Below are 22,144 nucleotides of genomic sequence, written 5' to 3'. Positions count from 1 at the left end.
ATAGCTCATATTAATTATTTCAATTTTAGTACATAAGTGATTGATGGAAACATTGAGCCTATAACAGATAATTTGTATAGTCCGGGTTTATTACCACTATCATGTTTGTAATAAACACTATAAGGGTTTTTTCTAGCGTAAATATTGTAGACAGATAATATCCAGTTAGATTCAAATTTTTGTCTTTTCTTTAAGCTTTTTAAAATCAGAGACATGTCCATTCGGTGATAATCAGGTGTTCTGTAATTATTTCTTTCTTCAAAAATTGGAATTGCACTTATGTCATTGTGACTCATCGCTGCTGTAGGCAATGTTATTGGTCTTCCTGAACTGTAGATGAAGTTGGTGGAAAAAATGACTACTGGACTGATTTTATACCTTAGATCGGCTTTTATTTCATGAGGTTTGTCAAAGCTGGAGAAATACCATTCGCCATTGTTAATATCAGACTCAATTGGAGCTTGTCTTTCGCTTCTTGAATAAGTATAGTTTATTTGGCCAGTTAATCTGCCACGAGTTTTTTCCAAGCCTAGCTCTATGCCATATGCTTTGCCTTTTGCCGCGAACATTTCACTTTCAATATTAGGATTCATTACTATGTCAGCAAAGTCCTTAAATTCAAGAATGTTATCCATGCTTTTGAAATAGACTTCTGTTTTTAAATGATACAATTCTTCAAATAAGTTTTGAAAGTAGCCCATCGAAAAAGAGTTTCCTGATTGCGGAGATATTTTTTCATCTGATATCTTCCATATATCATATGGCGATGCTGATGCTGAGTTTGAAATTAGATGTAAGTATTGATTAGTACGGTTGTATGATAATTTGACACTAGAGTGTTTATTTATTGAATAGCTTATTCCTAATCTTGGCTCAAAGTTTTGATAACTGGTATTCTCCTTCCCAGATTCAATATTTTCATTTGCTTGAAAGCTTGTAAACCTAAGGCCTATTAAAAATGAAAAGTCTTTGAGTTTAAAGTTATCATTGACAAACATGCTGACCTCATTTGCTTGTTCCTTAGCAAGTTCAGAAAAATTATTTTCACTTTGTTCCGAACCTGGGTGGACTTGATATGAAATACCTTCAAAACCAAAATCGATATTGTGCTCATAAGGAGCATTCCATTTGAATAGCGTTTTGATTTTATCATAGTCAATACCTGTCGACAAGGTTATATTTTCAACAGGGTCGGTTAATTCAGAATCATAATAACTTTTGACATAAGTGAGCTTTCCAAATAAATTTTTATTGATATTCTGTTTTAGAGTGACTTCGAAAGCTTTGTTGTCCCAAGCGTACTCAGCTTCATCAGACAATTTAAAATGATCTTTCGAAACTAATGTAAGGATGCTAAGCTCTGTATTTTTATGTAGTTTGTGAAGATATTTTATATTATAATCATAAAAACTGGCATTACTTTTTTTAAGGTCAGGGTCTTTAAAGCTTTTTATGACCCAAGTAGGGTTGGCATACCTACCGGCAATAGCTAAGTTCGCTTTTTTCTTTTTGATAGGCACATCAACATATATTCCTCCTGAGATAGGACTGATTGACATTTTGCCTTTTACTTTTGAAACATATTCATCTTTAGTATTGACATGCAAGGTGGATGAAAGTCTTCCTCCGTATTCTGAAGGTATTGAACCTTTATACAAAGTCATATCTGAAAGGATATTCGCATTGAATAGTGAATAAAAGCCAAAAAGATGAGAGGAATTAAAAAGCATAATTTCATCTAAGAGAATCAAATTTTGGTCAACACTTCCTCCTCTTACATTAATTCCCATAGCTCCTTCGCCAACAGTACTTACGCCTGATAAACTTTTAAGACCTGACATGATATCGGCTTCACCCATTAGCCCAGGAAGTTCTTGGATTTTAAGCATCGACATATTTTCGACGCCCATTTTTACATCATTGACATTTTCAGTTACTTTTCTTCCTTCGACGACCAGCTCGTCCAGCATAATCGTTTCCTCTTTTAACTTGATATCTAATTTACCAGAACTTTTTAATAAAATGTTTATGCGTTTGGTTTCGTAGCCGATGGATTTAATCTCAAGAGTGTATTTGCCTTTGGGAATACTGAATGAGAACTTGCCTTCATGATCAGTCATGATTCCTTTAGTTAATTCTGAGATGTAGACAGTAGATCCTATTAGGGCTTCATTGCTTTTTTGATCAATAATTTTTCCGCTGAAAGTAGCTTTCCAATTGTTGTCAACTTTATCGCCAATCGTATACAGTTTGATTGATTTTTTTTTCGCTTTCTTGGGTAAGGTATTGGTGCTTTTTTTCTGATTTTGAATGGATTTGATGAAAGACGAAAAATCCTCTTCAGACATCTCCATTTTTAAATCATTTTTGTTGGCAATGACTATCGCATAGTCTCTATATTTTAAGTAAGATAAATTAGTAGACTTTAATATTTTTTCAAGTTCATCAATGGGTTTGCCATTGCCAATATTGACTTCAATATCTGGAAGCCATTCTTCTTTGTAAAAGAATTGGTATTGGCTTTTTTCCTCAAGAGTATTAATGGCTTTTTTGAGTGGGAGGGTTTGCTTGTTTTGACTATGTCCATACTGGGTTAAAAATAATATGGATAAGACAAACACGGTTAAAATTTTTTTCATTATATGTAGTTATAGGGAGAAGTCTTGTTTTGATAAATATAATAAATTATTTAGGTTTTCATAACTATATCAATGTTAATTTAATGTGTTATTGTATATATATTAGAAGTAGTATTTATATTAATGTTGAAATTATGATATGCATAAAATCAAATTTACATGTATTATTTTTAATAAAAGGATAGTGTGCAGGAAGAGCCATAGCTCGTTAGATTTTTTTTGATGTAGACTTAAGGATTGGTTTTGTGGGAATTGATACATAATCAATATTTTTCGAAAATGATTTTGATGAAAAATGTTATAATACTATTGATTAGTCTTCTCCTCTGTCGAAAGTTTAGTTAAACATTTTGATTTGATGATGATATTAGTGTCGAGTGTTATGGATGATATATTTATAAATTCACTTTGAATTTGATTTAGTTAAGCATTTTGTATTTTTAATTTTTGGCTAAAGAACAATTAGAAAAATATATGCTTTACTTATCGAGATGGGTATTTTGATTGATAAGTTCAAAAAGAGAAGGAGTTCGACAAGAAAAGCGGGGGAGTTCGCAATGAATAAAATGCCTCCGAGTGTTGTAGAGGAAGATGATTGGGAGATGGTTGATACTTCCGATTCAGTTAATAAGATTGTCATACCTAATGGTCCTTCGAGTTCGAGATTAGGCCTATTCAAGCCGAGTCTGGCAAAGGCTCAGAAGAAATACAGAATTTTGAGCAATTATTTTCCTGTGAATGAACCATCAAACCCTCAGTATATGCAAGTCTATGTAAAGGCGGTTGAGGATGAGATGCGAACTTTTGATATTTTAAGAGCTACCGTGCAGGAGGATGAGATATTTGAATTAGCCAAAAGAGATTTGATTACACTTGGAACAAAGGCTAAGGCATTTGTAATGCAGACTGTTGATTTTATGAAACCCTCTGATAAAGGGGGTGATGCAGAAGAGGACGGGATGAATATTTATGAAAAATCAATGATCATGTTGAGGGAGTTTGTGTATGGAAAAGCAGATGAGATGTCTTCTATTCAATTTCCAGTCCCATTTTTGGAGGCTGTTATTCACATCTCTTTTAGATACGGAGTGCTGAAGCAATTGCAAAATTACACGATCGGGCTTGCACTGCAACATAATCCAAATTTTCCAAATCAATAGGCTGAATAGTTTCATATATGAGTTGCGGAAATAAGAGAATATAATAAATAGATATTGCGTTTTTTTGAAAAACCTTTCTTATTTTATGACGATTTTTGATGTTTCACTTAATTGAATTGTTATAAATGAGTCTCTTGTCAAATGAATTCGATATCATATTGATTGATCTTCAAATGGATTTGTGTAATTGTTGGGAAAAGGACTTTTTAGAATATTCAAATGTAAAAGTTGTCAATGGATATTTTCAAAATGTGGGAGAGTATGATTGCATAGTGAGTCCTGCTAATTCATTTGGTTTGATGGATGGAGGCATTGACTTGGTTATACGTGATGTTTTCGGAATGAGCTTGCAGAATAGAGTTCAAGAGAAAATTTTGAATGAATATTATGGAGAATAACCAGTAGGCACTTCTTTTATAGAGAAAACAAACCATGATAGGCATCCTTTTTTGGCTCATACGCCTACGATGAGAGTGCCTGGAGATATTTCTGATACTGATAATGTGTACAATGCGATGTTCGCGATGCTTAGAGCTGTAGCTAATCATAACAAGGCAAATGAACAAAAAATCAATACAGTGCTATGTCCGGGGTTAGGCACTGCCACCGGCAGAGTTTCGCCATCACAAGCGTCCAAGCAAATGTATTTGGCTTAGAAGAATTTTCTAAATTCTTCTATTTCTAATGATTGGAATGATTTATTCGAAAGGGATGAAGAAATTAGTTGTTAGATAGTTTCTTTTCATTCAGAAACTTAATATAATTATTCAACAAGCCTCGTATCTGCTCTGATGCAACAGGGTTGGCTGAATGAACATAGAATTTTAAATTCTTAAGGTCTAAGCCTGATTCATAAACTAGCCATTTAGCTGCTGCGTATCCATCGAACGCCACTTGCCCATTTTCATCAAGCCCTAAGTCATTATCAAAACTAATAAACTCAGGTAGTCCATTTTCAGTAATGTATTTTACGAAATCATCATAAGTCCTTACGACATCAAATTCATCAATTTTCGAAATATCATACACCATCTCGACAGTTCGAAGATCATCCAAAAATAATTTTTTGCGGTTCATGTTAAATCCAATTTTAGGTATTTATAGGTTTTTAAAATCATTCATCATAAAATCTATTCCTTATCTGGTAAGTCAATTTATTGATCAAGTTTATGTCAGGCTTGTCTGGTAAAGGAGAATTATCAAATGCTTTCTCCATTTTCATTTGCCTTTCATTAGCCCAAGTCATAAGGTCATTATATTCAAATTTCCCAGATTTGACATCCAATAAAAAATTCTTATTCGGTCGCTTTACATTGATTTTTCTTTCAATACCTATTTCAATTGCCATATCAAGCAATCTAAAAACGTGCATCATGTTCTTTGCGTCATAGTTCTTGCCATGGCTTTGTGTATTTTCATACCTGACTTCATTTCGCTTCTCAACCCACTCCCAATACTCTCTATATTCTTTGCAATACATTGAGTATCCATTGCGATTGAAGTATAAGAGACAGAGTTGTGAATCATCTTTGCCTACTGAACTGAGACTGATTTCATTAGATTCTGATGATTTAACAATTCCATTAAATAGGCCCTCTTCGGAATAATAAAGACCATAGACATCATTCATGTGAGGAATTTTTACCAGCCCACAGTTTTCTTGTTTTAGATGATTACTCATTAAGTAATCATGTACAGAAATAGAACCTTGATTATAGTTCACATAGCAAAATGATAATAGATCTTTTCTTTCTTTGGGAATTGGATTTACAATTTTTTTCTTGAGTCCTTTGGCCTTTATGATTTGAGAAAGAGCAAAACGGCCGAAAGTATTTTTACATAGTTTTGATAAAATATCCTCCGATTTTAGGTCATCTAAATAGGGGTGTTTATAAATTATTGCTGACTCAGGAGTATTTAGCAATTCCAGAATGTTGGGATTGTTTACTGACAATAATTCCATAAATCGATTAAATTCATAAAATACAATATCATTGGATTCATTGCTCACTTGAGGAGTATAGTTTAATCCATAAAACTCATCCTTTGGCAATAGAAAAACGCCTTTGATATCCAGATCTGAAGCGGGAGTATCAAGTCCATAAGCTCTACTCCCGCTGATACATTCTAATATAATCAGTCCTCTTTTTCTTAAATCTTCAATTGTCATATTAGTCGATTACTTTTCTAAAGAAGACATTCAATTCATCCATACAGCCGTAAGTAGTCGGTAAATTCTTCCCCTCGATTTCTGCTCTTTCAATGCAGTTTTGCATATATTCAAATAATTCTTTCTCTCCTTTATGGCGATAACTTTCGCTCACTTTTGCTTTTACTTCTATCAGTTCATTGATTCTCATGACCAATGATTCCTGTAATTCTAAACCTTCAAGCATTTTAGGAAATTCAATAGGAGGAATCTCTTCTTTTTCCAATATCCATAAACATGCTGTTGCTGATCTTAATGCATAGAAAAATGATTTAAGTTTATATTCACTTTCAAAGCTTATTTCCTCATATTTTTTCTTAGCTAAATTGAGGTAATGATGTATTGTCGCTATTCTGGAATAGTTAGCTTTGGCTATATCGTTTATTTCCTTAATAAACTCTTGATCTCCTTTGTAAAGGGTTGGCGATTGAATTCTTTCGAGTAACGGAGCATTAGACTTTTTCATAAGCCTCAAACTTTTTCTTATATCCCAACCGCTAATATCAATTTCATTATCTTCATAAAAAACAGTAATTGAATCCTTTTCCTCATTTAGAGATAAATACCATTCTTTATTATGCTTGTAAATAATTCTAACATCATAATCACTATCTGGTGAAGGAAATCCCCATGCTCTAGAGCCTGTTTCACAGGCTAATAATATTTTTATTTCTTTTTCGGTCTCTAGTGAATTTATATATTTTATAATTTTGTTTTTCATTTAAAACACAGTGTTAGGTTAATTAATATAGATTGTTGAATAAAAGTAAGAATAATTTTTATTTAATTGATTGATTTTCGAATGATTCTACATGTGTATTTTGATGAGATATTGAAGTGATTGTTAGCCTTGAGCTTTTATGAAGTTGATTTGTGTAGAGACGCTTGAATGTATCAGAAAACATAAGAGAGCAATAGCTTTAGATTTTTTGATTATACTTGCGGAAGAATCTTTAAATAAGGAAAATAGTAATTAACATGAATACCACAGAGCAATCGTCAAATTATGATAATTTGGAAAGTATGAGCACCCTTGATCTTTTGGAGGGAATGAATGCGGAAGACAAGTTGGTGCCAATAGCAGTAGAAAAATCAATACCTCAGATCGAAAAGTTAGTGGATGCTGTTGTCGAGAAAATGCGTGCAGGAGGCCGTTTGTTCTATATTGGTGCGGGAACTAGTGGCAGATTGGGAATCGTTGATGCATCCGAGTGTCCTCCTACTTTTGGAGTGGATCATGGTTTGGTAAATGGGATCATTGCAGGTGGCGATAAAGCAATCAGGAAAGCTGTGGAAAATGCGGAAGATAATGAAAGCCAAGCTTGGAATGACTTGAGGGAGTTTTCAATTGAGGAAAATGATTGTGTGATTGGAATAGCGGCATCTGGCGGAACGCCATATGTCATTGGAGGGCTTAATGAAGCGAGAAGCAAAGGCTTGACAACAGGTTGTATTGTTTGCAATAAAGGTAGCAAAGTCGCTGATGCTTGTGAGTTTCCCGTCGAAGTGGTAGTTGGTCCTGAGTTTGTCACAGGAAGCACAAGAATGAAGTCCGGCACAGCTCAGAAGTTGGTTTTGAATATGCTTTCCACATCAATAATGATCAAGCTGGGAAAGGTGAAAGGCAATAAGATGGTGGATATGCAACTGTCCAATGAGAAGCTTGTGGATCGTGGAACTCGCATGATAATGAATGAAACTGATTTGGATTACCAAACAGCTCAAAAAATGTTGCTGGAGTTGGGTTCGGTTAGAAAAGTTATTGATCAATATGGATTAGAGTAGAAACATCTTTTTCGAAGCTTGGTTTATATCATGAGAACAAAAAAATGCCATGAAAGACCAAGAAAAACCTCAGATCAATAATGATATAATCAGCATGCATGAAGAGCTCATCTCATGGAGGAAAGAGCTTAATAAAATGCCTGAGTCATCATCTCATGAATTAAATACTACTAATTTTCTTGAAGATAAATTGAAAAGCTTTGGAATGGAAGTCGATAGAACTTCAGGTTCCGCAGGTGTTGTTGGGATTATGAAAAAGGGAGCTTCGCATAGAAGCCTTGCTTTGAGAGTTGCCATAAACGCATATTTTGATGGCGAAAAGTTAAATCATAAAGCGGGGCATGATGGTGACATGACTATTCTTCTGGGAATCGCACGTTACATGGCATTGCACAAGGAGTTTGATGGCACATTGTATTTTATATTTCAATCATCGGAGGATATAAGTTCGGAGTTAAAAGAAGCTTCGTTTCAAAAATGGCTGTTGTCGAAATATTCACTGGACTTTATTTTTGGCTTGCATAATGTGCCTTTTGGAATAGGTACTATAGTGATTGAGGATGTAGACCTTGAGGGAGAAAATTTGGAAGTAGCTCAAAGAGAAGCCAAGTCTATAGCTCGCATGGTGGTAGAGGAAGACAAAATTCTTCATGAACCAAAAATTTCGGCATATAGCGAAGATTTCAATTCTTACTTGTCAAATACACCCGGAGTATTTGTAGGCATTGGCAATGGTGTGAATTTCATTCCTCATGAAGAACGTTATCAATTCAATGATTTTATCATTCCGTTAGGCGTACAGTATGGTGTGGAGCTGTCCGAACATGTGTTAACGAACTGGGTGATGTAGATTAACTAATTCTGCTCCAGTTGACGCTATTATTGGTTTTTCTGTCAATATGCTTTTTGATTGGAGAGTTTTGTGGCGAAGATAACTCAGGGTCTTTAGTTAAAATGTGTTGTGCTGATTTCCTTGCCGCTTTTAAAATATCAGAGTCTTCGACGATATCCGCGACAAGCAAATCCATGATTCCGCTCTGTTGGGTACCTGATAAGTCACCTGGCCCTCTGAGTTTTAGGTCTGTGTCCGCAATTTCAAAACCATTATTGGTGCGAACCATTGTTTCCATTCGGATTTTACCTTCTTTGCTCAGTTTTTCTTTGGAAACTAGTATGCAATAAGATTGCTCGGCGCCTCTACCCACTCTGCCTCTCAATTGATGAAGCTGGGCCAAGCCAAATCTTTCAGAGTTTTCAATGACCATGACTGATGCATTGGGAACGTTTACTCCTACTTCTATGACTGTCGTTGCTACCATGATTTGTGTTTCGCCTTTCAGAAAACGTTGCATTTCAAATTCTTTAGCATCAGGCTTCATCTTGCCATGGACTATACTCAAATGGTGCTCGGGAAATGCTCGGGAAGCGCTTTCGTAACCATCCATCAGATCTTTAAGTCCTAATTTTTCGTTTTCTTCTATAAGCGGATAAACGATGTAGATTTGACGGCCTTTTTTTATTTCGCTTTTTATAAACGAGTTTATTTTTAGTCGATGCTTATCATGCATATGTTGGGTAAGGATAGGCTTCCTGCCTGCGGGAAGTTCGTCTATAATGGAAACATCCAAATCCCCATACATTGTCATGGCGAGTGTCCTCGGTATTGGAGTGGCTGTCATAACGAGCATATGAGGATAAAAATCTTTGTTTTTTGACCACAATTTTGCACGTTGAGCAACTCCAAATCTATGTTGTTCATCTATGACAGCTAGACCTAGATTTTGAAATTTGACTTTGTCTTCCAATAGGGCGTGAGTTCCAATAAGTATGTTAAGCGTGCCGGATTCAAGAGCAGTATGTATTTGGTCTCTCTCTTTTTTTCGGGTAGAGCCAGTAAGCAAGGCGATATTCAGTCCAAGTTTTTTAGAAAACTCCTTAAGCCCTTCATAATGTTGACCTGCTAAAATTTCAGTAGGAGCCATTAAGCATGATTGGCTTTTATTGCTTGCCGCTATTAGCATGCAAATAAAAGCAACCATCGTTTTACCACTACCAACATCTCCTTGAATCAAACGATTCATTTGCTTGTTGGATTTCATATCTTCGTAAGCTTCCCTGATAACTCTTTTTTGAGCTCCTGTTAATTCAAAAGGCAGGTGATTTTTATAAAAATCATTGAGCATATGCGTTTCCGGCAAAGACTGCCCCTTGTAATTTGTGCTTTTGAAAAGTTTAAGCTTAAGAATTTGCAGTTGAATAAAGAATAGTTCTTCAAACTTCAATCTGCTTTTGGCAGCATTCAACCAATTGATCGAGCTGGGATGATGCATGTTTTTTAGAGCGACACTTCTTTCAATCAGGTTAAAATGCTGCAATAATCCTTCAGGTAGATTTTCTTCGACAGATCCATCCATGATGGATAGTAGCGCTTCTGTTAATTTTCCTATAGCCTTGCTATCCAGAAAAGCATTTTTCATCCTTTCGGTCGTATTATAGACAGGACTTAAAGCTGGTGAGTTCTGGTTTGAGGCATTAGGATTGATTTCCTCTACTTCTGGGTGGGATAGATTGATTTTACTGCCGTATACATTGGGTTTGCCAAAGATAGTGTATGGTATGCCGACAGCTATTTTTTGGCTGATCCATTTTATACCCTTGAACCATACAACTTCTATGCTTCCGGAATCGTCATGAAATTGGCCTACCAATCTTTTCTTGTGTCCGTCACCATACGTTTGAAGGCTTTTGAATGTCCCTTTAAGTTGGATATAAGGCATTTGTTCATTGATGTCTCTCACTTTGTGAAATTGGCTCCGATCCTCATGCCTGAATGGAAAGTATTGCAAAAGGTCTCCGTAAGTGAATATGCCAGCTTCTTTGTTAAGAACGCTGGCTTTTTTTGGGCCGACTCCTTTGAGAAATTCAATTTTGGTTTCGAAAAAATGATGATTCATTTCCGCGATTTTTCAGATAAGCTAATGTTAGTGAGTATATGCGTTTGGTCGAGTTAAAGATCGAAATCGTTCAACTTATGAAGTTGTCGCATACTCTTCTTTCCATTGTAACGTATTTAGCAAGTGTAAAATATCTTTTTTGATATAATTAATTACTGGAGCTAAAGAATCGTTTTTCGTGGAAGTCTGAAAATACAGAGCTCCTCTCAGGAAATGCTTGCTGGAATCAGTGACAAAGAACTGTACTTGGCTAGGAACTTCGCCTTCAAGCTCTGAAATAGAGGCTGTTTTGCCATTAGGCGTTTGCACGATGGATTCTTCTATAGCCGAGGCTTTCACTTGATGCTTTGACGTTAGCGTATAAGCATCTGTAATGATTGACCTAAGAAATTTTTCATCATCATTTACAGGGTAATAAGTGAATTCCACCATTGCTTTGTGTTCCGGGTAGCTTAAGATTGTCCAATAGGGCTGAGTGTTCCAAGAAGAATCTTTGATCAACTGAGCCTGATTTGATATTTCGAATTTATACGGCAATGTATCGGGCATATGCTTATAGGCATGCTCTGGCAGTTCAATTCTATTATAGCCTTTAGGTTTTGGATAATAGTCTTTGGAACCGCAAGCGTTAATCATGATGAAAACAATGGCTATAAGCACAGAAAGATATTTGTCAATTTTCGGCATTTGCTGTGGTTTTGATTGTGTATTTGTTCGGTCTTTCGAAATATATAAATTTCAGCAGACCGAATCACCATGATAACAATCATTTTTGACAAAATCAAATTAATTAGTGATTTAGCTTTGCGCTAATATTTAGCATTTGGTTGATTATCGATTGATATTCACCTTTATTTTTCTCAATCTTTTCTTGTCGGAATTGATTACTGTGAACGTGAACTCCTTGTAGATAATCTGAGTGCCAGCCGATGGAATCACATGATTGATTTCCAAAAGCAAGCCGCCCAAAGATTCGCTTTCTCCTTTTACATCCTCGAACGTTTCAGTGTCAATATTGGATAGTTTGCAGAAATCGTTCAAAGAGGTTTTAGCATCAAAAATAAAAGTATTATCGTTTACTTTACTATACCCTTCTTCCTCAGGAATATCGAATTCGTCGTTGATTTCTCCTACGATTTCTTCTAAGATGTCTTCCATCGTAATAAGACCTGAAGTTCCGCCATATTCATCAACAACAATGGCCATATGGACTCTTTTATTTTGAAACTCTTTGAGGAGAACATCGATTTTCTTTGTCTCAGGAACAAAATATGTTGGACGCAGTAGTTCTTTCCAATTGAAATTTTCATCCTTGTCCAAGTGCGGAAGCAGATCTTTTACGTAAAGAATGCCTTCGATTTTGTCGATGCTGTCTTGATATACTGGTATTCTTGAAAATGATGTTTCTTTGATGAGTTTTATCAATTCTTTGAAATTGGAGTCAGTGGCGATACAAGTGATATCCAGCCTTACTGTCATTACTTGCTTCACTGAAAGCGTTCCAAAGTTTACAATGCCTTTTAATATTTCTTGTTCTTCTTTTGTGCTGTCATCTTTGGTTATATCCAGAGCGTGGTTAAGTTCGTCTATGGAAACATTGTAGCCCTTTTTTTCCACTCTTCGCTCGATGATATTGCTGAGCGTCATTAAGCTCCAAGATAGGGGCTTTAAAAAAGTAGCGGACCAAGCAAGCGGTTTGCCCATGATTTTGGCAAAATTAAGGCTATTGAACAGCGCATAGTTCTTAGGGATTACTTCGCCAAAGAAAAGGATCAATATCGTTACAATGACTGTTTGCAATAGAAAAACAAAGAAGTCGCTACCGTCTTTTGTGCCCGTGACATTCCATATCACAATAGTGGATAATGTTACTATGGCGATATTTATCAAGTTATTGAGTATGAGTATTGTAGCAAGCAGTCTTTTGGGTTTTTCCAAGAGGTTGGAAATCATTTTGTCACTGCTGGAGTTTGAATTCTTGCACTGTTCTACTTGATCAGGACTGAGTGAAAAAAAGGCCACTTCGGAGCCGGAGACTAAAAAGGATAGCGTAAGTAGAATGATAAATATCAAGGCATTAGTGCCGTAGAAAAATAAAGGATAATCTGTAGCGCTTAATAAAATAGCACTAAGGATACTGGGATATGGGTCATCCAGATTCGCAAATGTCGTTTCCAAGGAATGTGTTGAAATTTAGTTTAAGAATACTTATTTAGATGCTTGTGCATTTATATCAATATTTCGATTTTTTTGTAATGATGCAAATTTTTTGTCGAAAATCGAAAAAAGAAAATCCTTCCTTAAAAAAGAAGGATTGAGTTTGATATTAGAATGGCAAATCATCCGTTTCGTCAGAAGAAAAGTCAACCGAAGCAGGAGTCTCTTGCTTGCTAGCCATAGGTTGGGCTTGAGGCGAGTTGACTTGCTGGTTTGCTGGTTGTTGAGCAGGGTAGCCATTGCCGGCGTTGTCGTTTCTTTGAGCTCCACCGAGCATAGTCATGTTTTGGCCTACGATTTCAGTAATATATTTCGTTACACCTTGTTGATCTTGGTAAGATCTTGTAGTGATTTTTCCTTCTATATACACGCTGTTGCCCTTTCTAAGGTATTTCTCAGCGATTTCAGCCAAGCCTCTCCAAAGTACAATGTTGTGCCATTCAGTTGTTGTTTTTCTTTCTTTAGTATTGCGGTCGGTATAAGATTCGGATGTCGCTAGAGTGAAGTTGGCTACTGGCGTTCCGTTTTCTAGATGTCTGATTTCAGGATCTCTTCCTAGGTTGCCGACTAGAATTACTTTATTTACTCCTGCCATAATTTGGATGTATATTTATAAGATTAACAAGTTTTGTTCGCCGTTGTAAATTTTCAAAAATTTGTCAATAATAATAGGTTTTGGAATTTCCTCCAAGGTTTCTTTTTCAAAAGCGATCAAATCTGATTGTTCCAGCATTTGGACATTTGCCGAACTTTGAACATCTATTACGTAAAATCGAATAAACAGTTGTCGGTGTGATAGAACATGTTTGTAAACGGTAGATTCATGTTCTACTATAGCGCCTGAATTTAGCAAACTAAAGAGCAATTTGTCTTCGATTTCGTTTATGTCTGGGTTGTTTTCGCTTTCTAAGCAATAGAAATCATAAAGACCTTGCCAAATATCCTTGCCGCTTCTTTGTTTCATGAAAAAAGTATCCGCATGCCTGAAGACTAAATAATTCATATGTCTTTTGCTGACTTTTGTTTTTTTGGTCTTTACAGGTAGCAGATGTTGCTGGTTGTTTTCATAGGCAAAGCACGAGGAAATAAAAGGACATTCTTGGCAGTTTGGGTTTTTAGGCGTACAGTGCATCGCTCCAAATTCCATGATCGCTTGATTGTAATCATCGGGATTGTTGTCGGGGATCAATTGGCCTGAAGCCTCGAAAAATTTTCGAAAAGTTTTGCTTTCAGACAGGTCATGGTCCAAGCCGAAGACCCTAGATAAGACACGATACGCGTTTCCATCTATAGCTGGAACAGGCTCTTTGAAAGCGAAAGATGCGATTGCGGCTCCTGTATATGGACCTATTCCAGGCAATTTTAGCAGTTCTTTGTAGCTTTCCGGGAATTTTCCTAAAAAGTTTTCAGTGATGATTTTCGCGCATTTGTGAAGGTTTCTGGCTCGTGAATAATACCCCAAACCTTGCCATGTTCTCATGACCTCATCTTCTTGAGCATTGGCTAAGTCTTGAATAGTCGGAAATTTTTCTGTAAATTGCTGATAATAAGGGAGTCCCTGACTTACCCGGGTTTGCTGAAGGATGATCTCCGACAGCCATATATGATATGCAGAGGTGGTGTTTCTCCATGGAAGATTTCTTTTATTTTGATGATACCAATTGATAAGCGTATTGGAGAAGTGTTGCTTGTTTGAAGTGCTATTTTCCAATTTATATGAGGGTGTTTAAAGTTATTTTTGGGCTAACAGTTTTAAATTTTAAAACGGTCAACTATTTTTGTGAGCTTAAAAATAGTTGGTTACTAGATTATTAAGAATTATAAACCTAAAAAAAATTAACGTGACAAAGGCAGAAGTTATTGCAGAAATTGCAGAGCAAACAGGTATCGACAAGGCGGATGTGCAAGAGACTGTTGAGGCTTTTTTCCAAGTTGTGAAAAATTCAATGGCTGACGGTAGAAACATCTATGTGAGAGGCTTTGGAAGTTTCGTGAATAAGAAGCGCGCTCAAAAAGTTGCTCGTAACATTTCCAAAAACACGGCTATAGTAATAGACGAGCACTATGTGCCGAGCTTCAAGCCGTCAAAAGTTTTTGTTGATAAGATCAAGCAAAGTGTCACTGTCACTGCGTAAACCTAACAAGGGGATTGCTATCTTGAATCAATTCCGCTAAATCTCGATCTTTTATGAATAAATCTCGCATCATTTTATTGGTAGTGGCCTTGGGCTTGTCAGGTGCATTGTACACTTTGCCCAAGTATGTCGTCGAAGACGAAAATGGAACTGAAAACGGCGTTAGCCAAGTTGAGGAGCATAGTGCTGACGATGGTCACGATCACAGTGATCATGATGGAGAGATGGCTTCTCATATGTCATTGATGACGGAGGAGAAAAAGGAAAAGCTAGAAAAGATGACTTTTTCTTTTAATAATTCGCAAAGTCCGGAAGAAAAGAGTATATTTGCGGATTCTTTGCGAACTCTATACGCAAGCGTTGGGAGATTGGATAGTGCGGTGAAGTATGCTGAACTTGCCATTCCGGAAAACCCTAATGCGGAAAACTTGCGAGTAGTGGCTGACGCTTATTACGAAGTCTTCAGTGTTGCGATGTCAGCGGAACAGGCTAAAGACTACGGCTCGAAAGCGCAGACCTATTATGAGAAAGTAATGGAAGAGTGGCCTGATTCTCTTGGAGTAAAGACTAGGCTTGCTATGACATATCTGCCAACGGGACAGCCAATGAAGGCGGCCCGAATGTTGAAGGATGTGTTAAAGCAGGAGCCTGAGCATGAAGAAGCTCTTTACAACTTGGGAATGATGTCTATCCAGTCCTTTCAGTATGATAAAGGAGTGGAGCGATTCCAAGCTTTATTGAAGATCGATCCGCAAAATTTGCAGGCTAGATATTATTTGGCGGTATGTTATGCGGAATTGGGCAAGAAAGAGAGTGCTAAGGCTGAATTTAATCAAGTAAAAAACATGAGTGATGATCCGGTGGTTCACTCCACAGTGGATAATTACTTGAAACAATTATAGTAAAAAATATTTCTAACCAAAAAATCGAAGAGTTATGCCTTGTGGTAAAAAAAGGAAAAGACATAAGATTGCAACGCATAAAAGAAAGAAGCGTTTAAGAAAAAACAGACATAAGAAAAAATAAAAGTCTTGTTTAGGCTGGGTGTGAGGGATCACGCCCAGCCTGTTTGTATTATTTAACCATACATGTCATTTAAATTCTAGAAAAGCAGTGAGTAGTGAATTATTTATTGCTGGAGACAAAAATGATAGTCGTATGGCCCTGTTGCAGGACAAGAAGCTTGTCGAGTTCAATCAGGAAGCTGGAGGAAATAAGTTTAATGTAGGTGATATCTACCTAGGGACTGTACGCAAGATCGTTCCGGGATTGAATGCCGCTTTCATAGACATAGGCTATGAAAAAGACGCATTTCTGCATTATCTTGATTTGGGGCCTCAAGTGAGCTCATTGAACAAATACTTGAAAATGACGCAGAATAGGAAGAACTCTTCCTATAAACTTGCTAATTTCAAGATGGAGCCCGACATAGACAAGCATGGAAAGATAAATCAAGTGCTGAGTAAAAACCAGCAGATTCTTGTCCAAGTCGTAAAGGAGCCTATATCAACCAAAGGGCCAAGATTATCTTGTGAATTATCCATTGCTGGCAGATATATTGTGTTGGTGCCTTTTTCGAATAGTGTAAATATTTCGAAAAGAGTTACTAGCAAGGAAGAGCGAAAAAGGCTAGTTAGATTGATTACTTCTATTAAGCCTGAAGGCTTTGGAGTTATCATCAGGACAGTCGCCGAAGGCAAAGATGTGGCTGAGCTGGATCGCGATCTTAGAGATCTTGTAAGCAAATGGAAAAATGGAGTAAAAGCGCTAAGCGGCGCTAAGTCAAGGGATTTGGTGATTGGAGAGCTAAATAGAGCCTCTTCAATGCTTAGAGACCTTCTTTCCGAATCTTTTGATGCTATTTATGCTGATGATAAGGATATCTATGAAGATATCAAATCTTACATAAGCACAATTGAACCGGAAAAAGAAAAGATTGTCAAGCACTATACTGGGAAAGTGAAGTTGTTTGAGAATTTTGGGATTGAAAAACAAGTGAAATCCTTGTTTGGTCAATCAGTGAGTTTGCCTAACGGAGGGTATTTGATTGTGGAGCATACTGAAGCTTGCCACGTCATAGATGTCAACAGCGGTAATAAATCCAATGCTGAGTCGGATCAAGAGACTACCGCCGTGAAAGTAAACTTGGAATCGGCTAAAGAAATCGCCCGTCAGCTAAGGCTGAGAGATATGGGGGGAATTATCATCATAGATTTCATAGATATGAAATCCCCCGAAAACAAACGCCTTATCTTCGAAAAGATGAAGGAGGAAATGAAGGGCGACAGGTCAAAGTTTACGATATTGCCGTTGACTAAATTTGGCTTGATGCAAATTACTCGACAAAGAGTAAGGCCGGAAATGAATATTACAACACGTGAGAAATGTCCTACGTGTGGGGGTACTGGCAAAGTAACCGCGACAATATTGGTCACCGACCACATCGAACGTGATTTAGAGTATATCTTGACAAAGCAAAATGAGTCAGGATTAACAATTTCACTTCATCCCTTTTTGTTTGCATTTTATACAAAGGGAATTATTTCCAGGCGTGTTCGATGGTATTTCAAATACTGGAAATGGGTAAAATTAGAACTGGATACATCACTGGCAATAACGGATTATGTATTTAAAAATAGCCAGGGAGATGTAATCGAGATTTAAAAAAGCATTAGAAAAAAGGCTGCGTATGCGGCCTTTTTTTATTTCAGCATTCCTGTCCAGACATTTCCCTTGTCTAGGTGTATGTTTTGAGGCTTTTTATTGAAAATTCCATAAATAGTTGATCCAGAGCCTGTCATTGAAGCGTATATGGCTCCTTTCTCATATAAAAGCGACTTCAATTTTTGAAGCTCGGGATACTTAGGAAATACAGATGCTTCAAAATCATTTTGAATAATATCTTTCCATTGCTCAATGGGAGTTGAAAGCAGGATTTCTTTCAAGTTGAAGTCAATGTTTTTAGGAGAAACATTGGAGTAAGCTTCTGCTGTGCCAATATGAAGACCAGGGTTGATAAGCATGATCCACTTGCCGGATAAGCTTAATTCAAAGGTGTCTAGTGTCGTACCCGTTCCTGAGGCAATCGCAGGTTGGTTGTCTATGAAGAAGGGGCAGTCGCTCCCTATCTCGGAGGCGAATTTTTTCAAGGCTGAATTTTCGATTTCAAGCTTGAATAATTCATTGAGCGCTTTTAGTGTGTACGCTGCGTCAGCGCTGCCGCCGCCAAGTCCTGCTCCTATTGGGACCATTTTTTCCAAATGAATATGAACTTCGGGAATATCGTAGTTTTGAGCTAAGAGCTCGTAAGCTTTCAGGCAAAGGTTATTATCAGGGTTTCCTGGTATGTCTATGCCGGAAGAACTAAAGCCGACTTTATCGCTTAGCGTAATTTCCAAAGCTTCTTTCCATTCTATTGGGTAAAAGCACGATTCAATATCATGAAAATTGTCTTCTCGCTTTCGAGTGATGAATAGGCCAATATTGATTTTGGAATTAGGATATACTATCATATGCTGGATTTTGTCTTCGCAAAATAAAAAGATAGCTTAATGAGTCAATGGGTATTTATTAAAAAGTAGGTGACTTTAAATAAAAAAAGGCAGATATCAAAAAACGGGCTTTTAAAGCCCGTTTAAATATTATTTGTTCAATTCAGCGAATCTATGGTGGAACCTTGTGATGGTTTCAATTCCTTTCACATAGTTCTCAATTCCGTAACTTTCGTTTGGTGAGTGAATCGCATCTTCGTCAAGTCCGAATCCTAGCAGGATTGAGTCCAGACCTAGGATTTTTTGGAACATAGCCACGATTGGGATGCTTCCGCCATCTCTTGTTGGAATAGGGCTTTTGCCCCATGCGTCTTCAAATGCTTTGCTGGCAGCTTTATAGCCGATTGAATCTGTAGGCACTACTACACCTTCTCCTCCATGGTGAGGAGTTACTTTGACCTTTACACTTGCTGGCGCTATAGACTCAAAATGCTTAGTGAATAGTTGAGTGATTTCTTCGCTCGTCTGATTAGGAACCAACCTCATGGAGATCTTAGCGTAAGCTTTTGAAGGCAATACTGTTTTAGCGCCTTCTCCAGTATAACCTCCCCATATGCCATTGACATCTAGAGTAGGTCTGATACCTATTCTTTCTAATGTCGTATAGCCTTTCTCTCCAGCCACATCGCCTAAGTCCAGCTCATTTTTATAATCCTCCAAGTCGAATGGAGCTTTGTTCAATTCGTATCTTTGCTCTTGGCTAAGTTCTTCTACATTATCGTAGAATCCAGGAATTGTAATTTGCTTATTTTCGTCATGAAGAGAAGCTATCATGTCGCAAAGTATATTGATAGGATTGCCAACAGCTCCACCGTACATTCCTGAATGGAGGTCTCTATTAGGTCCTGTTACCTCTACTTCCACATAACTAAGCCCTCTAAGGCCTGTGCAGATGGAAGGCGCGTCATTGGAAATGATGCCTGTGTCAGAGATCAACACAATATCGGCTTTTAATTTCTCAACGTTTTCTTTGACGAAAACTCCAAGGTTTTCAGAACCGATTTCCTCTTCTCCTTCAATCATGAATTTCAAGTTGCAAGGAATGTCTCCAAAGCTATTCATTGATTCAAGAGCTTTGATATGCATGTACATTTGCCCTTTGTCGTCCGAAGCGCCCCTAGCGTATATCTTGCCGTCTTTGATTACAGGCTCGAATGGAGGAGAGTTCCATAATTCGTATGGATCCGCTGGTTGCACATCATAGTGTCCATATACCAATACTGTTGGTAGCGAAGGATCTATATTTTTTTCACCATAAACGATTGGGTGTCCAGCTGTGGGACAGATTTCCGCATGGTCAGCGCCAGCTGCGATTAATTTTTCTTTAACGAATTCCGCTGCTTCTTCCACATTGGTCTTGAACTTGCTGTCAGCACTTACAGAAGGAATTCTTAGAAGGTCGAATAATTCGTTAAGAAATCTATCTTTGTTCTCTTCGATGAATGATTTTATTTCTGAATGCGAATCGCTCATAGGGGTTTTTAAAGTTTTGGTAAAAAATTTAAAATGAAATCAAGCCTTAGCTTTATTGCTCGAATGTTGAGTCGGAAGCATATTATATGATTGACATGGATAGCTATGTCTATGCTGCAAATTCAAATTTTGCTTAACATTTTCCATGCCAATGCGATATGCTTGAGCGCGAGGGCTTTTACGCAAATTTAGAGAAATATTTTGTATTAGAAGCATGCCTAGGCTTGCTAGTTTGTTATTATTGTGATGTGATATTTTGATAAATAAAGAATAAGAAATAATTCTATAGATTTTTTTTCAAATTCATTTATGTCTCAAGATTCTTTTTTGATGTGATATTTATCATTATTAGGTGAGTTTTGAAGAATGAGTATGGCTTGTTTATTAACTTTATAACTAAATTATTGCCTTTTGCTTATTGAATATCTGAGAAAAATTAACTTTTAATGAAGTAACATTAAGGTGGGAATTTACTTTTTTTATCATGAGAAAATCTTTTAAATTAGCGACAAATACTCAAGAAAAAAGAAATTATTATGTCTGCAAAATATGATTTGATAGTAGTCGGCAGTGGCCCGGGCGGATATGTAGCTGCAATTAGAGCTTCGCAATTGGGCTTGAAAACGGCTATTGTTGAAAAATCCGAATTGGGTGGAATTTGCCTTAACTGGGGATGTATTCCGACAAAAGCTTTGTTGAAAAGCGCGCAAGTATATGAATACATCAAGCACGCTGAAGATTACGGTATCACTGTGTCTGAGTCGAAGCATGATTTTGATGCGATCATTAAAAGAAGCCGTGAAGTGGCTGGTGGCATGAGCAAGGGGATCCAGTTTTTGTTGAAGAAGAATAAAATCGACGTTATCAACGGTTTTGGAAAGATCAAGCCGGGGAAAGTTGTAGAAGTTTCTGCTGAAGACGGAGCTAAGACTGAATACTCTGCTGATCATATCATATTGGCGACAGGAGGAAGAGCTAGAGAACTTCCTAATTTGCCAATTGATGGTAAGAAGATTATCGAGTATAGAAAAGCAATGAGCCTTGAGAAGCAACCTGAATCTATGGTTGTAGTTGGCTCGGGTGCTATCGGTGTTGAATTCGCTTATGTGTACAACTCGTTGGGAACTAAGGTGACTATCGTAGAGTACTTGCCGAATATCGTTCCTGTAGAGGATGAAGAGATTTCTAAAGCATTGGAAAGATCGTATAAGAAAAGCGGTATTAAGATCATGACCAACTCTGAAGTTACTAATGTGGATACTTCTGGAGAAAAGTGTCAGGTTACTGTAAATACGAAAAAAGGTGAGAAAGTAATCGAAGCTGATGTGGTTCTTTCAGCGGTAGGTATTTCTACTAATATCGAAGGTATCGGTCTTGAGGACGTAGGTGTGATGACTGACAGAGGCAAGGTGATCGTAGACGATTATTACAAGACTAATATCCCTGGAGTTTATGCTATTGGTGATATTGTTCATGGTCCTGCTTTAGCGCACGTTGCTTCCGCTGAGGCGATTATCTGTGTTGAGAAGATCGCTGGCAAGAGCCCTGAGAAAATCGATTATAATAACATTCCTGGATGTACTTATTGCACTCCTGAAATCTCTTCTGTTGGATATACAGAAAAAGCGGCAAGAGAAGCCGGATATGATATTAAAGTTGGTAAATTTCCATTCTCAGCGTCAGGAAAAGCTAGCGCGGCTGGTGCTAAGGAAGGTTTTGTTAAGGTGATTTATGATGCTAAATATGGGGAGCTTTTAGGGGCTCATATGATTGGCAATAACGTTACTGAGATGATCACTGAAGCTGTTGTAGCAAGGAAACTGGAAACTACAGCTCATGAGATTTTAACAGCCGTCCACCCACACCCTACGATGTCTGAAGCATTTAAGGATGCTACTGAGGATGCTTATGATGAGGCGATTCATTTATAATACTTTATAAAATCATTATTAAAAAGGAGATCTGATGGTCTCCTTTTTTATTTTTATAGAAAATGTTTTTAATTTGATAGCCGAGAGTGA

General features: G+C 37.1%; 19 protein-coding genes and 1 pseudogene. 9 read left to right on the top strand and 11 right to left on the bottom strand.

Annotated features, from left to right (window positions below):
- Positions 1 to 14: 14 nt before the first annotated feature.
- A complete protein-coding gene (locus AABK36_RS18110; protein ID WP_309936555.1) occupies positions 15 to 2,639 on the bottom strand; it encodes a TonB-dependent receptor in 2,625 nt (874 codons plus the stop codon).
- A gap of 491 nt (positions 2,640 to 3,130) precedes the next feature.
- On the opposite strand from AABK36_RS18110, the gene AABK36_RS18105 reads away from it, so the two are divergent.
- From AABK36_RS18105 to AABK36_RS18095, 3 genes and pseudogenes are all read left to right on the top strand, one after another.
- On the top strand, positions 3,131 to 3,799 hold the full coding sequence (locus AABK36_RS18105; protein ID WP_309936554.1) for a hypothetical protein: 669 nt from the start codon (positions 3,131 to 3,133) through the stop codon (positions 3,797 to 3,799).
- A gap of 125 nt (positions 3,800 to 3,924) precedes the next feature.
- Entirely contained in the window at positions 3,925 to 4,197 is a 273-nt protein-coding gene (locus AABK36_RS18100; RefSeq protein WP_309936552.1) for a macro domain-containing protein, read from the top strand.
- Between the two features lie 12 nt (positions 4,198 to 4,209).
- Positions 4,210 to 4,455 (top strand): annotated as a pseudogene (locus tag AABK36_RS18095) (macro domain-containing protein); the annotation flags it as partial.
- Between the two features lie 64 nt (positions 4,456 to 4,519).
- Here the strand turns inward: AABK36_RS18095 and AABK36_RS18090 are convergent.
- Genes AABK36_RS18090 through AABK36_RS18080 form a run of 3 tightly spaced genes read right to left on the bottom strand, consistent with a single transcriptional unit; the run spans position 4,520 to position 6,729 of the window.
- A complete protein-coding gene (locus tag AABK36_RS18090; protein WP_309936551.1) occupies positions 4,520 to 4,876 on the bottom strand; it encodes a cyclic-phosphate processing receiver domain-containing protein in 357 nt (118 codons plus the stop codon).
- A gap of 37 nt (positions 4,877 to 4,913) precedes the next feature.
- On the bottom strand, positions 4,914 to 5,969 hold the full coding sequence (locus AABK36_RS18085; RefSeq protein WP_309936550.1) for a DNA polymerase beta superfamily protein: 1,056 nt from the start codon (positions 5,967 to 5,969) through the stop codon (positions 4,914 to 4,916).
- Position 5,970: 1 nt separating this feature from the next.
- Complete coding sequence (locus AABK36_RS18080) at positions 5,971 to 6,729, bottom strand: nucleotidyltransferase domain-containing protein (RefSeq protein ID WP_309936548.1); 759 nt, start codon at positions 6,727 to 6,729, stop codon at positions 5,971 to 5,973.
- 257 nt (positions 6,730 to 6,986) lie between these two features.
- On the opposite strand from AABK36_RS18080, the gene murQ reads away from it, so the two are divergent.
- Both murQ and AABK36_RS18070 read left to right on the top strand, forming a co-directional pair.
- Complete coding sequence (murQ, locus tag AABK36_RS18075; protein ID WP_309936547.1) at positions 6,987 to 7,793, top strand: N-acetylmuramic acid 6-phosphate etherase; 807 nt, start codon at positions 6,987 to 6,989, stop codon at positions 7,791 to 7,793.
- Positions 7,794 to 7,842: 49 nt separating this feature from the next.
- The gene (locus tag AABK36_RS18070) at positions 7,843 to 8,643 is read left to right on the top strand and encodes a M20/M25/M40 family metallo-hydrolase (protein ID WP_309936546.1); all 801 of its coding nucleotides are present in this window, start codon (positions 7,843 to 7,845) and stop codon (positions 8,641 to 8,643) included.
- Position 8,644: 1 nt separating this feature from the next.
- On the opposite strand, the gene recG is transcribed toward AABK36_RS18070, so the two are convergent.
- The 5 genes from recG to mutY all read right to left on the bottom strand — a co-directional run bounded on the left by recG (position 8,645) and on the right by mutY (position 14,675).
- Positions 8,645 to 10,747, bottom strand: a complete 2,103-nt coding sequence (recG, locus tag AABK36_RS18065) for an ATP-dependent DNA helicase RecG (protein WP_309936545.1) — start codon at positions 10,745 to 10,747, stop codon at positions 8,645 to 8,647.
- 75 nt (positions 10,748 to 10,822) lie between these two features.
- Positions 10,823 to 11,434 (bottom strand): gliding motility lipoprotein GldD, encoded by a 612-nt coding sequence (gldD, locus tag AABK36_RS18060; RefSeq protein WP_309936543.1) that lies wholly within the window; start codon positions 11,432 to 11,434, stop codon positions 10,823 to 10,825.
- 144 nt (positions 11,435 to 11,578) lie between these two features.
- Positions 11,579 to 12,925 carry a gliding motility-associated protein GldE gene (gene gldE / locus AABK36_RS18055; protein WP_309936542.1) on the bottom strand — a complete coding sequence of 449 codons (1,347 nt, stop codon included), beginning with the start codon at positions 12,923 to 12,925 and terminating at the stop codon, positions 11,579 to 11,581.
- Between the two features lie 148 nt (positions 12,926 to 13,073).
- Positions 13,074 to 13,559, bottom strand: coding sequence for a single-stranded DNA-binding protein (locus AABK36_RS18050; protein ID WP_309936541.1), 486 nt, complete (start codon positions 13,557 to 13,559; stop codon positions 13,074 to 13,076).
- A gap of 15 nt (positions 13,560 to 13,574) precedes the next feature.
- The gene (gene mutY / locus AABK36_RS18045) at positions 13,575 to 14,675 is read right to left on the bottom strand and encodes an A/G-specific adenine glycosylase (protein WP_309936540.1); all 1,101 of its coding nucleotides are present in this window, start codon (positions 14,673 to 14,675) and stop codon (positions 13,575 to 13,577) included.
- A gap of 130 nt (positions 14,676 to 14,805) precedes the next feature.
- Between mutY and AABK36_RS18040 the strand changes: the two genes are divergently transcribed.
- From AABK36_RS18040 to AABK36_RS18030, 3 genes are all read left to right on the top strand, one after another.
- A complete protein-coding gene (locus tag AABK36_RS18040) occupies positions 14,806 to 15,099 on the top strand; it encodes an HU family DNA-binding protein (protein ID WP_309936539.1) in 294 nt (97 codons plus the stop codon).
- Between the two features lie 53 nt (positions 15,100 to 15,152).
- A complete protein-coding gene (locus AABK36_RS18035; protein WP_309936538.1) occupies positions 15,153 to 16,001 on the top strand; it encodes a tetratricopeptide repeat protein in 849 nt (282 codons plus the stop codon).
- Between the two features lie 211 nt (positions 16,002 to 16,212).
- Positions 16,213 to 17,763 (top strand): Rne/Rng family ribonuclease, encoded by a 1,551-nt coding sequence (locus AABK36_RS18030; RefSeq protein ID WP_309936537.1) that lies wholly within the window; start codon positions 16,213 to 16,215, stop codon positions 17,761 to 17,763.
- Positions 17,764 to 17,801: 38 nt separating this feature from the next.
- Here the strand turns inward: AABK36_RS18030 and ispE are convergent, their stop codons facing one another.
- Both ispE and AABK36_RS18020 read right to left on the bottom strand, forming a co-directional pair.
- Positions 17,802 to 18,611 (bottom strand): 4-(cytidine 5'-diphospho)-2-C-methyl-D-erythritol kinase, encoded by an 810-nt coding sequence (ispE, locus tag AABK36_RS18025; RefSeq protein ID WP_309936536.1) that lies wholly within the window; start codon positions 18,609 to 18,611, stop codon positions 17,802 to 17,804.
- A 129-nt stretch (positions 18,612 to 18,740) separates the two neighbouring features.
- Positions 18,741 to 20,123 (bottom strand): dipeptidase, encoded by a 1,383-nt coding sequence (locus AABK36_RS18020; RefSeq protein WP_309936535.1) that lies wholly within the window; start codon positions 20,121 to 20,123, stop codon positions 18,741 to 18,743.
- 536 nt (positions 20,124 to 20,659) lie between these two features.
- On the opposite strand from AABK36_RS18020, the gene lpdA reads away from it, so the two are divergent.
- Positions 20,660 to 22,054 (top strand): dihydrolipoyl dehydrogenase, encoded by a 1,395-nt coding sequence (gene lpdA / locus AABK36_RS18015; protein ID WP_309936534.1) that lies wholly within the window; start codon positions 20,660 to 20,662, stop codon positions 22,052 to 22,054.
- Positions 22,055 to 22,144: the final 90 nt, after the last annotated feature.

It is taken from the genome of Aureibacter tunicatorum, assembly GCF_036492635.1.
Taxonomy (GTDB): Bacteria; Bacteroidota; Bacteroidia; order Cytophagales; family Cyclobacteriaceae; genus Aureibacter; species Aureibacter tunicatorum.
This window is presented reverse-complemented; position numbering and strand designations above follow the sequence as displayed.